General features: G+C 66.8%; 12 protein-coding genes. 3 read left to right on the top strand and 9 right to left on the bottom strand.

From position 1 onward, the window contains the following. Window positions 1-7: 7 nt before the first annotated feature. From HW532_RS02095 to HW532_RS02085, 3 genes are read right to left on the bottom strand one after another with little or no spacing between them, the layout of a single operon-like run. Window positions 8-937 (bottom strand): ROK family protein, encoded by a 930-nt coding sequence (locus HW532_RS02095; protein ID WP_213162839.1) that lies wholly within the window; start codon window positions 935-937, stop codon window positions 8-10. Window positions 938-945: 8 nt separating this feature from the next. Then, window positions 946-1,605, bottom strand: a complete 660-nt coding sequence (locus tag HW532_RS02090; protein ID WP_213162838.1) for an HAD family hydrolase — start codon at window positions 1,603-1,605, stop codon at window positions 946-948. 5 nt (window positions 1,606-1,610) lie between these two features. Then, the gene (locus HW532_RS02085) at window positions 1,611-1,889 is read right to left on the bottom strand and encodes a DUF3572 domain-containing protein (protein ID WP_246479456.1); all 279 of its coding nucleotides are present in this window, start codon (window positions 1,887-1,889) and stop codon (window positions 1,611-1,613) included. A gap of 235 nt (window positions 1,890-2,124) precedes the next feature. Between HW532_RS02085 and HW532_RS02080 the strand changes: the two genes are divergently transcribed. Together HW532_RS02080 and HW532_RS02075 are read left to right on the top strand one after the other, a co-directional pair. Further along, on the top strand, window positions 2,125-2,499 hold the full coding sequence (locus HW532_RS02080) for a response regulator (RefSeq protein ID WP_213164383.1): 375 nt from the start codon (window positions 2,125-2,127) through the stop codon (window positions 2,497-2,499). Continuing rightward, window positions 2,496-3,908, top strand: coding sequence for a PleD family two-component system response regulator (locus HW532_RS02075; protein WP_213162836.1), 1,413 nt, complete (start codon window positions 2,496-2,498; stop codon window positions 3,906-3,908). The genes HW532_RS02080 and HW532_RS02075 overlap by 4 nt, the downstream gene beginning before the upstream one ends. On the opposite strand, the gene HW532_RS02070 is transcribed toward HW532_RS02075, so the two are convergent. From HW532_RS02070 to topA, 6 genes are all read right to left on the bottom strand, one after another. Beyond that, window positions 3,902-5,407, bottom strand: coding sequence for an aldehyde dehydrogenase (locus HW532_RS02070; RefSeq protein WP_213162835.1), 1,506 nt, complete (start codon window positions 5,405-5,407; stop codon window positions 3,902-3,904). The two genes, HW532_RS02075 and HW532_RS02070, sit on opposite strands and share 7 nt — an antisense overlap. A 151-nt stretch (window positions 5,408-5,558) precedes the next feature. After that, on the bottom strand, window positions 5,559-5,726 hold the full coding sequence (gene rpmG, locus HW532_RS02065) for a 50S ribosomal protein L33 (RefSeq protein ID WP_213162834.1): 168 nt from the start codon (window positions 5,724-5,726) through the stop codon (window positions 5,559-5,561). A 102-nt stretch (window positions 5,727-5,828) separates the two neighbouring features. Beyond that, on the bottom strand, window positions 5,829-6,554 hold the full coding sequence (locus HW532_RS02060) for an NUDIX hydrolase (RefSeq protein WP_213162833.1): 726 nt from the start codon (window positions 6,552-6,554) through the stop codon (window positions 5,829-5,831). A gap of 62 nt (window positions 6,555-6,616) precedes the next feature. Continuing rightward, window positions 6,617-7,075 carry a DUF983 domain-containing protein gene (locus HW532_RS02055; RefSeq protein ID WP_246479454.1) on the bottom strand — a complete coding sequence of 153 codons (459 nt, stop codon included), beginning with the start codon at window positions 7,073-7,075 and terminating at the stop codon, window positions 6,617-6,619. A 93-nt stretch (window positions 7,076-7,168) separates the two neighbouring features. Further along, window positions 7,169-9,538, bottom strand: a complete 2,370-nt coding sequence (rnr, locus tag HW532_RS02050) for a ribonuclease R (RefSeq protein ID WP_425491945.1) — start codon at window positions 9,536-9,538, stop codon at window positions 7,169-7,171. After that, window positions 9,523-12,099: a type I DNA topoisomerase gene (topA, locus tag HW532_RS02045; protein WP_213162832.1), complete on the bottom strand. Its 2,577-nt coding sequence runs from the start codon at window positions 12,097-12,099 to the stop codon at window positions 9,523-9,525. The genes rnr and topA overlap by 16 nt, the downstream gene beginning before the upstream one ends. Before the next feature lie 516 nt (window positions 12,100-12,615). Between topA and HW532_RS02040 the strand changes: the two genes are divergently transcribed. Further along, complete coding sequence (locus HW532_RS02040) at window positions 12,616-12,801, top strand: hypothetical protein (protein WP_213162831.1); 186 nt, start codon at window positions 12,616-12,618, stop codon at window positions 12,799-12,801. The last annotated feature ends 6 nt before the right edge of the window (window positions 12,802-12,807 follow it).

The following is a 12,807-nucleotide window of genomic DNA, read 5'->3' as shown; positions in this document are numbered from 1 at the left end:
TCCGCCATCACTGTAGCGCGGACCGGCCCCGTTCGTCCCACAGGCGTGCCGCGCCGCGCACGCCGCTGTCCGCGCCATGGGCGGGCGGCAACAGCACAGCCTCGCAATAGTCGGAGAAGACGTGGCGCGGCAGGAGCGGCGGCACCAGCTCGTAGAGCGCGGCGATGTTCGACAGCCCGCCGCCGAGCACGATCGCATCCGGGTCGAGCGTGTTGACGATGGTGGCGAGACCGCGCGCGAGCCGGTCGGCATGGCGTGCGAGCGTCGCTGATTCCGCCGCTCCGCCGGCCATGGCCCGCGCCGCGATCTCGTGCGCCTCCAGCGTCTCGCCGGTTGTCCGGGCGTGGTCGGCGGCAAGGCCCGGTCCGGACAGCCAGACCTCCAGGCAGCCCTGCCTGCCGCACCAGCAGGCGGGGCCGGGTATCTCGTCGCTGTGCGGCCAGGGCAGGGGATTGTGGCCCCATTCCCCGGCGATGTCGTGATGGCCCATATGGAGGCGACCGCCGATCACGAGCCCGCCGCCGCAGCCTGTGCCGAGGATGACGCCGAAGAGAGTGTCGGCACCGCGGCCGGCGCCGTCATGAGCCTCCGACAAGGCAAGGCAGTTGGCGTCGTTGGCGACGCGCACGGGCCGGGCGAGGGCGGTTTCCAGATCGCGGCCGAGCGGGCGGCCATTGAGCCAGGTCGAGTTGGCATTGCGGAGCAGCCCCGTGCGTGGCGAGAGCGACCCCGGAATGCCGACGCCGACCGAGCCCGAACGGCCCGTTTCCGTTTCGATGGCGCCGACGAGTTCGGACAGGGTGCGCAGGGTGGCGGCATAGTCGTCGCGCGGCGCGGCGATCCGCCGGGAGGCTGCGACCGTATCGTCCGCGTCGAGCGCGATCACGGCGATCTTGGTGCCGCCGAGGTCGATACCGATGCGCAGCGGGGCCGGCATCGCGGCTCTCAGTCCATCCGGACGAGCAACTCGCCGAGCCGGTCCGTCGTCTCCGCCCAATTGTCCGTCGCCAGGAAAATATCCCCGAAATCATTGATATGGCGCGCGAAGCGCTCATCCTGCATGAAGTGAACGATATGGGTGTGCGGTACCGTTTCGCGCACCGATTCGATATTGCTCGGACTGTCATCGAGGAAAATCACAGGCGCGCTGCGGGTCCCCACCAGCAGGTCGACGGCCGGGCCCTTGGGGCCGGAATTGACCACCACGGGGTAGGCCATTCCGTGGCGTTCGAGATTCTGCCGGCGGTCGTCGTAATAGGTCTCCGGCAGATTGGTCAGCATGACGATGTCGGCATGGGCGCTCAGTGCGCCAAGCCCGTCGGCCGCCCCCTCGATGGCTTCGAAATTGGCCGTCTCGGCGGCAAAGAACGCATGGAGGAGGTCGCCGAGCTCGTCCGTCGAGACCGGTTCGTTCGTCTCGCGGCGGCGGACATTGCCATTGAGTGCGAAGCTCGCCGGGTCGAGCCAGCATTGCCGCCCGGCAAGGAAGGCCTCCAGTGCGCGCAGGAAATGCACCACGACCTCGTCCACATCGCAGATGATGAGCGGGCGGGTCCCGTCGAGCGAGAGCCTCTCGATCTGCATGCGCGTGATATCGCTCACCATATCGCTCAGCCCTCCGCCAACGGCAGGCCGCCGGGCAGCATCCGGCGCGCCGCCTCCGGTGTGGCAGGCGAGATGTTCTCCGTCTCCGCGAACAGGAAGATCAGGGATTCGTCCTGCAGCAGGTGGTCGAGCACGGAGCCGAGGAATGTCGGGTCGCCGGCTCGCGCCTTCAGGTCCTCCGGCCCGGTGCCGGTCGCGGCGAGGAAACGGCCCAGCCGTTCCGGGTCGGAGGCGAGGAACTGAAGGGCCCGGAGCGCGAGGATTTCCGCGCTTTCTGCGGTCATTGCGGTTGTTTTACGCATGGAGTCCGATCCCGTCGGGACGCCCGTGACAAGGCGGGCACGTCCTCTCGTTTAAGCTGTTGGTTACCCGGTGGCCGCTATAGCTGCCCGGTCACCATGAGCGAATCGATTTGGGGCACAGGCTTCATGGTGGCCAAATGTCGAGGGGACCTTAAGAATGACGCCAAACCTCGTCAACGCAGTCCCGCAGGGCCACGACCCAGAGCGCAACGCGACCATGGCCAAGACCGTACTCATCGTCGAAGACAACGAGCTGAACATGAAGCTGTTTCATGATCTGCTCGAGGCCCATGGCTACAACACGCTCCAGACCCGAGACGGGTTGTCGGCACTCGAGATCGCGCGCGAGAACATGCCGGATCTGATCCTGATGGATATCCAGCTCCCGGAGGTGTCGGGGCTGGAGGTCACGAAGTGGCTGAAGGAGGACGACGACCTCCGGCAGATCCCGGTGATCGCGGTGACGGCCTTCGCCATGAAGGGCGACGAGGAGCGTATTCGCGAAGGCGGCTGCGAAGCCTATATCTCCAAGCCGATCTCGGTTGCGAGCTTCCTGCAGACCATCGACAGCTTTTTCAGGGACCGGGCATGAGCGCCAGGATTCTCGTCGTCGATGACGTCCCGGCCAATGTGAAAATCCTCGAGGCAAAGCTCACGGCGGAGTATTTCGACGTCATGACCGCCATGAGCGGGCCGGAGGCGCTGGCGCTCGCGGAGCGCCACGCGCCCGATATCGTTCTGGTCGACCTCGTGATGCCGGGTATGGACGGTGTGGAGGTATGCCGGCGCATCAAGGGCAATTTCCGTCTCCAGCATGTGCCCGTCGTCATGGTGACCGCGCATGACGAGCCGGAGGAAAGGCTCCGGGGCCTTGAATCGGGGGCCGATGACTTCCTCGTCAAGCCCGTCGACGACACCGCGCTGTTCTGCCGGCTGCGCAATCTCGTCCGGCTGAAATCCGCCATCGACGAGTTGCGCGCGCGGGCGTCGACCGGGGAGCGGATGGGCCTCGTGGACGAAGTGGGCCCCGACCTGCCGCTCGACCGGCCGGCACGCGTCATGCTGGTCGACGATACGGGCCTCCTGGAGGCGGATATGGATCGGGGGCTGAAGGGCCACGAGGTCATGGCGATGCACGACCCCCGCCGTGCACTCGACGAGGCGGGCGAGCGCGCGGTCGAGCTCGTCATCGTCAATCTCGACGGGGAGACGTTCGACGGCCTGAGATTGTGCTCGCAACTGCGGTCCGCGGAGCGCACCCGCCACATCCCCATTCTCCTGGTGGTCGGCGAAACCGAGACCGACCGCTTGCTGCGCGGGCTCGACATGGGCGTGAACGACTATCTGGTCCGACCCGTCGAGCCAAATGAGCTCCTGGCACGCGCCAATACGCAGATCCGGCGCTGGCGCTATACGGAACGGCTGCGCCGCAGCGTGCAGCGGTCCATGGAGATGGCCATTGTCGACGAGCTGACAGGCTTCTACAACCGGCGCTATATGGAGACCCATCTCGGCACGCTCGTGGACGGGGCCGCCCATCGCAGCCGCCCCATGGCGGTCCTCGCCATAGACGTCGATTTCTTCAAGTCCGTGAACGACACCTACGGCCATGCCGTCGGGGACGCGGTGCTGAAGGAGATCGCCGGGCGCATCCGGGCGAATGTCCGCCATCTCGATCTGCCCTGCCGCGTCGGCGGGGAGGAGTTCATCGTCGTCCTGCCGGAAACGGACGCCCAGCGGGCATATCGTATCGCGGAGCGTGTGCGCACGGCGATATCGTCGTCGCCATTCCCAGCCTCGCCCGAGGGGCCGGGCGTCGATATCTCGCTGTCCATAGGGGTTGCGGCGTTCGATGGCCCGGACGATACGGCGGACCGCCTTCTCCGGCGAGCCGATCAGGCGCTCTACAGGGCCAAGCGAAGCGGGCGCAACAAGGTCGTCGGCGCCATCGCCGCCGGCCCCCGCCCGGTGGGGGCAGGGCCGGCAGGCGAATTTCAGTAGAGCTGGATGAAGGTGTGCTTGAGCTGCGTGTACTTCTCGAAGGCATGCAGCGACTTGTCGCGGCCGATGCCCGACTGCTTGTAGCCGCCGAAGGGCACGGTGATGTCGCCGCCATCGGTGGCGTTGATGTTGACCGTGCCCGCCTTGAGCGCGCGGGCCACCTTGTGGGCCTTGTTGATGTCGCGCGTCCACAGGCTCGCCTGCAGGCCGTAGATCGTTTCGTTGGCGATCTTCACCGCCTCCTCCTCGTCCCGGAAGGGGATGGTGGAGAGGACGGGGCCGAAAATCTCCTCCTGGGCGATCCGCATGCCGTTGTCGACCGAGGAGAAGATGGTCGGCTCGATGTAGTAGCCGCCGGTCTCCTCCCGGGCGCGCTTGCCGCCCGCGGCGATCTTCGCGCCCTCGCCGGAGCCGACCTGGATGTAGTTCATCACGCGGTCGAGCTGTGCGCTGTCGACGACGGGCCCCATGGCGGTTTTGGGGTCGAGCGGGTCGCCGGGCATCCAGTCGCGGGCATATTCGGCGACTTTCTGGATGAACTGGTCCTGCACGTCCTCCTGGACGAGAAGGCGGGTCGCGGCGGTGCAGACCTGACCGGAATTGTAGAACACGCCCTCGGCCGCCGCCTTTGCCGCGAAGTCGAGATCGGCCACGTCGGCGAACACGATGTTCGGCGACTTGCCCCCGCATTCGAGGCTGACATGCTTCATGTTCGACTCGCCCGCGTAAGAGAGGAACAGCTTGCCGATCTCGGTGGAACCGGTGAACGCGACCATGTCGACATCCATATGGCGTCCGAGCGCCTGGCCGGCGGTCTCGCCGAAGCCCGGCAGCACCTGGAAGATCCCGTCGGGAATGCCGGCCTCCGCGGCGAGCTCTGCCACGCGGATCGCCGTCAGGGGCGACTGCTCGGCCGGTTTCACGATGACCGCGTTGCCGGCGGCGAGCGCCGGGCCGAACTTCCAGCCGGCCATGGATAGCGGGAAGTTCCACGGCACGACGGCGGCGACGACGCCGAGCGGCTCGCGGGTGATGAGCGAGATCGAATCGGGACGGCGCGGCGCCATCTCGTCATACATCTTGTCGATGGCCTCGGCGTAGAACGCCACCGTGTTCACCACGCCGGGAATGTCGGAGCCGCGCGATTCGGCGATCGGCTTGCCCATGTCGAGCGTTTCCAGCAGGGCGAGCTCGTCCTTGTGGTCGTCGATCAGCGTGGCGAATTTCAGGAGAATCTTCTTGCGCTTGCGCGGCGCGATATCCGACCACACGCCCGCATCGAACGCCCGGCGCGCGGCCGCGACGGCGCGGTCCACATCCTCCTTGTCGCAGGCGGCGACCCTGGTGAGCACCTTGCCGTCGATCGGGCTGATGCAGTCGAAGGTGGCGCCGGAGGCGGCACCGACAAAGCTGCCGTCGATAAAGGCCTGGTTGCGATAGGAGATCTGGGAGACCTGCTTGCGATAGTCTTCGGCAGCGGACACTGGAATAGCCTCCATGATGCGTCTTGTGGACGGTATGGTCTCGGGAGCCTGGGCGCATATCGACGTCCCGCGGGGACGGGGTGCGCCATTGGCATGAGACAATAGCAAAAAGGCACCGCGCGGTGCGATGCCTTTTCTCCACCAGGGATGCTGTTCCGTCGGCGCGCTACTTGATCTTGGCTTCCTTGAACTCGACGTGCTTGCGCGCCACGGGATCGTACTTCTTGAGCGTGAGCTTCTCGGTCATCGTGCGGGTGTTCTTCTTCGTCACGTAGAAGAAGCCGGTATCCGCCGTGCTCACGAGCCGGATCTTGACCGTCGTCGGCTTTGCCATGGCGTATAGAACTCCTCGGAAACCGCCCGGGCCCGTGCCCGAACGCTGTCAGGGCGTGGGTATCGCGCAAGGGCTTGCCCGTGTCAAGGGAGACGGGCGCGTCTAAAGCGTGTCCACGACCCATTTGCGGGCGCGGACATACTGGAAGGTGACCGGGGCGTCGGGCGTCATGCCGCGCGGGCGGTCCAGCGCCTGCTCGAGCAGGGAAAGGATCTTGCGCGTGATCGCGGGCAGCTCCAGCCTCTCCGTGTCGGCGATGCTCAGCCAGTGCCGGTCGAGCAACTCGTCGGAGTCGGTCTCGACGGGGCATTCGAGATTGGCGACATGGCGGGCATCCACCACGAAGAAACGCGTATCGAAGCGCTTCGGGCCGCCGGGCGGCGTGATGGCGCGCGCGAGATAGCGCAGCGGTGCCAGGTCGGGGCGGTGGCCGGTCTCCAGATAGGGCGCCCAGCCGGCGGACCTGCTGTGGCCGGGCCTGTCCGTCGGGCGTCCGATCACGAACCCCGTCTCCTCGAAGGTCTCGCGGATCGCCGCCATGGCGAGGCCGCGCGCCCTGAGGGGGCTCGCGGGACCGCGCATGCGCGCCATGAGCTTGCGCTCGACCTCCGGGTGAAGCGGTTCGGCCGGCGCCACGCGGCAGTCGGCCGGGTCGACACGCCCGCCGGGAAAGACGAACAGGTTGGGCATGAAGCGATGGCCGGCATGGCGTTTGCCCATCAGGATACGCGGCTCGGCGGCGTCGTTGCGCACGATGATGAGGGTCGCGGCATCGCGGGGGCGCACCGCGGCGGCATGGCGCTCCGGCGCGCTGTCTGTGGCTGGCATGGCAGACCGGTGGTGGTTGATCTCTCGGACTGCCGCATCAGGCCGCAAGGCCGGACGCGATGTCAAGTGGCGGGCTCTGACGGTTCCGGCGAAACGCCGGCGTTCACCGGCACCGGTCTGGCGACGCGGGCGGCATATTCGAAGCCATGCATGAAGAGCGCCCATTGCAGCCCGACGACCGATCCCTTCACCACCGGCAGCATGGACACCGTCATGGCGAGGGCAAGCGGCAGCCAGACGGCCATCTGCAGCCCCATGGGCGGCTGCCAGATCTGCTCCACCGCAAGTGCGATGGGCACGAGGATGTGACCGACGATGAAGATGGTGAAATAGGGCGGGGCGTCGTCCGCGCGATGATGATGCAGTTCCTCGCCGCACTCCCCGCACACCGGCGCCACCTTCAGATAGCGCGCGAAGACGGACCCCTCGCCACAGGCCGGGCACCGCAGGCGGGCGCCGCGCATCATGGCCTGTGTCAGGTTGCGTCCGTCAGGCTTGGAATCGCTGTCATATTCGATCATGCCGCATAATGTGCGCAAAAGACGTGCATTCGCCAAGAGCCCCGCGCGCCGCGCGGCACGATGACGCAAGAGCCGGGCGCAAACCCCGGGGTCTCAGGCCTTCGCCTTGCTCTTTCGCCCCCGCGCCGTGCCGCGTCCGCGCGGCTTGGCGGCCTTGTCGCGTTTCCGGGACTTTGCGGTCTTCGCCGGCCTTGCGGATTTCGCGGGCTTGGCGGATTTGTGGCCGTCGGAGAGCATCTCCATGCGGATTCCGCCGGCAATCGGCGTCACTTCCACGAGGCGCACCTCGACGCGGTCGCCGAGCCGGTAGGTCTCGCCGGTGTGCCGGCCGACGAGGGCGTGGCCCGCCTCGTCATAGACGAAGAAGTCCTGGATGAGGCTGCCCATGGGCACGAAGCCGTCGGCGCCCGTATCGTCCAGCGTGATGAAGAGACCCGCCCGGGTCACCCCGGCGATCCGCCCCTTGAAGACGGAGCCGACCTTGTCGGCGAGATGCCGGGCGACGAGCCGGTCGACCGTGTCGCGCTCGGCGGCCATGGCACGGCGCTCCGCATCGGAGATCGTCTCCGCGGTCTCCTCCAGACGGGCGATATCCTCCTCGCTCAGTCCGTCCTTGCCGAAGCCGTGCGCGGTGATCAGCGCGCGATGCACGATGAGGTCGGCATAGCGCCGGATGGGCGAGGTGAAATGGGCGTAGCGGCGCAGATTGAGCCCGAAATGGCCCCCGTTCTCCGGCGTGTAGATCGCCTGGGCCTGGGTGCGCAGAACGACCTCGTTGACCAGATGCTCGTATTCGCGCCCGCGCACCGCCTCCAGGATCTTGTTGAAATGCTGCGGCTTCAGCGTCTGCCCCTTGGCGAGCGACAGGCCGATGGTGCGCAGGAACTCAGACAACGCGGCTGCCTTCTCGTCGGAGGGTGCGTCGTGGACGCGATAGATCAGCGGTACGCGCGCCTTCTCCAGCGTTTCCGCGGCGGCCACATTGGCCTGGATCATCATCTCCTCGATGAGCTTGTGGGCATCGAGGCGTTCCGGCGTCACCACGCGCTCGATCAGCCCGTGGGCATCGAGGACGAGCTTGCGCTCGGGAATGTCGAGCTCGAGCGGGCCGCGCCGCTTGCGGGCCGCCGACAGGGCGCGGTAGGCCGCCCAGAGCGGTTTCAGGACGGGGTCCAGAAGCGGGCCGGTCTTGTCGTCCGTCCGCCCGTCGATGGCGGCCTGGGCCTGCTCGTAGGAGAGCCCGGCGGCAGACCGCATGACAATCCGCTCGAAGCGGTGGTCGAGCTTGGTGCCCGCCTTGTCGAACCGCATGATGCAGGCGAGGGCAGGGCGGTCCTCGCCCTCCCTCAGCGAGCACAGATCGGCAGACAGCTTCTCCGGCAGCATGGGCACGACGCGGTCGGGGAAATAGACCGAGTTGCCGCGCCGGCGGGCCTCCCTGTCGAGCACGCTGCCCGGGTGGACATAGGCCGCGACATCGGCAATGGCGACGACGACGCGGAAGCCACCCTCATTGTCGCCGGCGTCGTCGGGTTCCGCCCAGACCGCATCGTCATGGTCGCGCGCGTCGGGCGGGTCGATGGTGACGAGCGGCGTGTCGCGCATGTCGGTGCGGCCGGCAAGGTCGAGCGGGGCGAGACGGTCTGCCGCCTCCGTGACCTCGTCGGGGAAATGGTCGGGAATGCCGCGCTGATGGATGGCGACGAGGCTGATATTGCGCTGGTCGTCCACGCGCCCCAGCCGCTCGCGGATCCGGGCACGCACGAGGCCGCGGCCGCGATCCTTCACGATCTCCGCGGAGACGAGCTCGCCGGATTTGGCGCCGGCCTCGTCGCCGGGCAGGACCGCAAGCTCCTTCGCGCCCTTCTTGTCGACGGGCACGATGCGCATGCCCTGTCCCTTGGTCTGGTGGAACAGGCCGAGCACGCGGCGCGCCGCATCTGCGAGCTTGCGGATGACGCGCGCCTCATAGGCGCTCGGGCGGCCGTCGGGGCCGGTGGCCGTGGCGGTGAGGCGCGCAAGGATGCGGTCGCCCTCGCCGGGCGGGCGCGACTCCTCGCGCTTGCCGCGCGTCTTCGGCGTTTCCACCACGATGGCCGGAGGGGGGCCGTGCTCGTCGGCGTCCCAGTTGGACGGCACGGCGATCAGCTCGCCGTCGCTGTCGGTGCCGGATACCTCCAGCACGGTGACCGGCGGCAGGACCGTCGGATCGCGGAGCTGCTTGCTCTCGCGCGCCAGGAGGCCGCGCTCGGTCATGTCCTTCAGGAGCCGCTTCAGCTCGACGCGCTGGGCGCCCTTGATCTGGAAGGCGCGCGCGATCTCGCGCTTGCCCACCCGGCCCGGTTCATTCTGTATAAAATCGAGAATATCGGTTTCGCTCGGAAGTTCTCCGGCGGTTCGTTTGTCTTTTGTTTTTCGCTGTTGCGTCAAATCGTTGGTCTTTGTCGTCAGGCTTTCGCCGATTTTTTCTGCCTGCCCTTCGTCTTGCCACCACGGCCGCCGCTGCCGCTCTGCTTCTTCTTGTCCAGCAGGTCGACGGCTTCGGCCAGTGTGATCTCGTCGGGCGAGGTCCCCTTGGGCAGCGTCGCGTTGATGCGCCCGTGCTTTACATATGGGCCGTATCGTCCGTTCATCAACTGTATGGGGCCGCCTTCGCCCGGATGATCGCCGAGCTCGCGGATGACGGCGGCGCTGCCGCCCTTGGTCTTCGCCGCCTTCTCGGCCAGCAGCGTGACGGCGCGGTTGAGCCCGACGGTGAATACCTCGTCCACGGAGTCCAGATTGGCATAGGTCCGCTCGTGATTGACGAACGGGCCATAGCGGCCGATGCCGGCGGCGATCGGCTTGCCGGTCTCGGGATGGAGCCCCACCTCGCGCGGCAGGCTGAGGAGCTTCAGCGCATAGTCGAGATCGACGGTCTCCGGCGAGACGCCCTTGGGCACGCTCGCGCGCTTCGGCTTCTCGCCGTTGTCCTCGCCGCCGAGCTGCACATAGGGGCCGAACCGCCCGTCGCGCAGGGACACCGGCAGGCCCGTCTCCGGATCGTTGCCGAGCAGCTTGCCGTCGGGAGAGACGGCCGACTGGTCCTCATTGTCGCCCGGGCCCGCGATCTGGCGCGTATAGCGGCAGTCGGGATAGTTCGAACAGCCGATGAAGGCGCCGTAGCGCCCGGTCTTGAGGCTCAGCCGCCCGGTCTCGCAGTTCGGGCACTGGCGCGGATCCTTGCCGTCTTCCGTCGCGGGGAAGATATGCGGCCCGAGCAGCTCGTTGAGCGCCTCGAGGACCTCCGACACCCGGAGGTCGCTGATGCCGTCCACCGTGGCGATGAAGTCGTTCCAGAAATCGCGTAGCACCGCCTTCCAGTCCGCATCGCCGGCGGAGATCCGGTCGAGCTGTTCCTCCAGATTGGCGGTGAAGTCGAACTCCACATAGCGCTTGAAGAAGCTCTCCAGAAACGCCGTCACGAGCCGGCCCTTGTCTTCCGGCACGAGGCGCTTCTTGTCGAGCTGCACATAGCCGCGGTCGCGCAGCACCGTGAGGATCGCCGTATAGGTCGACGGCCGGCCGATGCCGAGCTCCTCCATCTTCTTGATGAGAGAGGCTTCGGTGTAGCGCGGCGGCGGCTCGGTGAAGTGCTGGCTGACATCGAGCTTCGTGAGGTCGACCGCCTCGCCCTCCTTCACGGCGGGCAGGCGCTTCGACTCGTCGGAGTCGTCGTCGTCGTCGCGGCCTTCCTGATAGAGCGCGAGGAAGCCGTCGAAGCGCAGGACGGACCCGACCGCCCTCAGGCCGTAGCGCACGCCGTCATTGCCGGTGGCCGACATCTCGATGGTCGTGCGCTCGGTCTCCGCGCTCGCCATCTGGCTGGCCACGGTGCGCTTCCAGACGAGTTCGTAGAGGCGTGCGAGGTCGCGATCGATCCGGTCGGCGATCTCGTCGGGATGGCGGGTGAGATCGGTCGGCCGGATCGCCTCGTGGGCCTCCTGCGCGTTGCGGGCCTTGGTGGTATAGCGGCGCGGGGCGTCGGGCACGTAGCGGTCGCCGAAGCGCGAGCCGATGACGCTGCGGCACGAGGCGATGGCTTCCTCCGCCATCTGCACGCCGTCGGTCCGCATATAGGTGATCAGGCCGACCGTGTCGCCGTCGAGATCGACGCCCTCATAGAGCCTCTGGGCGAGCTGCATGGTGCGGGCCGACGACAGGCCGAGCTTGCGCGAGGCCTCCTGCTGCAGCGTGGAGGTGATGAAGGGCGGTTGCGGATTGCGCCGGACCGGCTTGCTCTGGACGGAGTCGACGCGGAACGGCGCGGATGTGATCGCCGCCTCGATGCGTCGCGCGTCGGTCTCGTTGCCGATGGCGAGCTTGTCGACCTTCTTGCCGTCGATGGCGGACAGCCGGGCGGTGAAGGTGTCGCCGGCGCCATTGCGCATCTGCGCCTCGAGCGTCCAGTACTCCTGGGGCCTGAAGGCCTCGATCTCCATCTCGCGGTCGCAGACGAGCCTGAGAGCGACGGACTGCACGCGGCCCGCAGAGCGCGCGCCGGGCAGCTTGCGCCAGAGCACCGGCGACAGGGTGAAGCCCACCAGATAGTCGAGGGCGCGGCGCGCGAGATAGGCCTCCACGAGGTCGTCGTCGATCACGCGCGGATTGTCGAGCGCGTCGAGAATCGCCGAGCGTGTCACCGCGTTGAAGGCGACCCGCTCGATGGCCTTGTCCTTGAGCGCGCCCTTGCGCTTGAGGATCTCCAGGACGTGCCAGGAAATCGCTTCGCCCTCGCGGTCGGGGTCGGTGGCGAGGATCAGCTTGTCCGCCGACTTGAGCGCCTTGGCGATATCGTCGATGCGTTTCTTGGACTTCGCGTCGGTTTCCCACGACATGGCGAAATCCTCGTCCGGACGCACGGAGCCGTCCTTCGCGGGCAGATCGCGGACATGGCCGTAGGAGGCGAGGACGGTATAGTCCTGGCCGAGATATTTGTTGATCGTCTTGGCCTTGGCCGGCGACTCGACGACGACGACATTCATGGGGTGCTCTTTGCGATCCTGGGTTTGCAACGGATGCCGTTCCCGGCTCCCCGTCTTATAAGGTCCGCGCTGGCGGACAGTTCAACTCGTCCGGCGGCTCTTAGCCGGAGCGACACGCGACTGCAAGCCCCGGCTGTTCCCGTTTTCCTTCCCCCAGGGCGTTTGACGGCGCCGGTATGTCGTTTTCGGCACCGGCAATCTGCGACGATTTCGCGAATGATGCAGACCCTATCAGGGGAGGCCGGAAAAGGTAAATATCGAAAATTGTAACGAGTTGGTTTACCACTGGAGATTTTAGACCTACCATTCCCTGTTACCGGGGGAATTGTGGCAAATCTGGCGCAGAGTCTGTGTGCCGGAGCCCCCTGGTTTTGCAAGTACGGCCATGTGCTCAAAGACGCGGGGCAAACCAAAATGACACCAGCAGGGACCTATAAGGCCCAGCCCAAAACACAATGCAATGTTGCGGCGGATACGGGGGCTCCGGGCGCTGGGGAGGTGCCGGACCGGGAGGGGATGGACGAGGACGAGATCGAGACCATTGAGTACATTGCCGAGATGTCGTTGTGTCTCAGGGACATGTCGGTGAAGCTGGGTATGCCGTTTCTGGCCTATCTTCTGGAAATGGTGTTCCAGGAGGCGCACTGCGCGAGCATGCGCAAGAGATTCGGGCCGCCGGGGCAGTCGCCCGCCCATCAGTGACCCCGG

This window comes from Kaustia mangrovi (assembly GCF_015482775.1).
In the GTDB taxonomy this organism is placed as follows: Bacteria; Pseudomonadota; Alphaproteobacteria; order Rhizobiales; family Im1; genus Kaustia; species Kaustia mangrovi.
The sequence above is the reverse complement of the archived record's forward strand: the minus strand, read 5'-3'. Positions and strand labels throughout refer to the sequence as shown.

What these genes read in the sequence shown, in the direction of transcription:
- HW532_RS02070 (WP_213162835.1), bottom strand. Translation starts at nt 5,407, where the DNA reads ATGGAGGCTATTCCAGTGTCCGCTGCCGAAGACTATCGCAAGCAGGTC.
- topA (WP_213162832.1), bottom strand. Translation starts at nt 12,099, where the DNA reads ATGAATGTCGTCGTCGTCGAGTCGCCGGCCAAGGCCAAGACGATCAAC.
- HW532_RS02090 (WP_213162838.1), bottom strand. Translation starts at nt 1,605, where the DNA reads ATGGTGAGCGATATCACGCGCATGCAGATCGAGAGGCTCTCGCTCGAC.
- rpmG (WP_213162834.1), bottom strand. Translation starts at nt 5,726, where the DNA reads ATGGCAAAGCCGACGACGGTCAAGATCCGGCTCGTGAGCACGGCGGAT.
- HW532_RS02085 (WP_246479456.1), bottom strand. Translation starts at nt 1,889, where the DNA reads ATGACCGCAGAAAGCGCGGAAATCCTCGCGCTCCGGGCCCTTCAGTTC.
- HW532_RS02060 (WP_213162833.1), bottom strand. Translation starts at nt 6,554, where the DNA reads ATGCCAGCCACAGACAGCGCGCCGGAGCGCCATGCCGCCGCGGTGCGC.
- HW532_RS02040 (WP_213162831.1), top strand. Translation starts at nt 12,616, where the DNA reads ATGGACGAGGACGAGATCGAGACCATTGAGTACATTGCCGAGATGTCG.
- HW532_RS02080 (WP_213164383.1), top strand. Translation starts at nt 2,125, where the DNA reads ATGGCCAAGACCGTACTCATCGTCGAAGACAACGAGCTGAACATGAAG.
- HW532_RS02075 (WP_213162836.1), top strand. Translation starts at nt 2,496, where the DNA reads ATGAGCGCCAGGATTCTCGTCGTCGATGACGTCCCGGCCAATGTGAAA.
- HW532_RS02095 (WP_213162839.1), bottom strand. Translation starts at nt 937, where the DNA reads ATGCCGGCCCCGCTGCGCATCGGTATCGACCTCGGCGGCACCAAGATC.
- HW532_RS02055 (WP_246479454.1), bottom strand. Translation starts at nt 7,075, where the DNA reads ATGATCGAATATGACAGCGATTCCAAGCCTGACGGACGCAACCTGACA.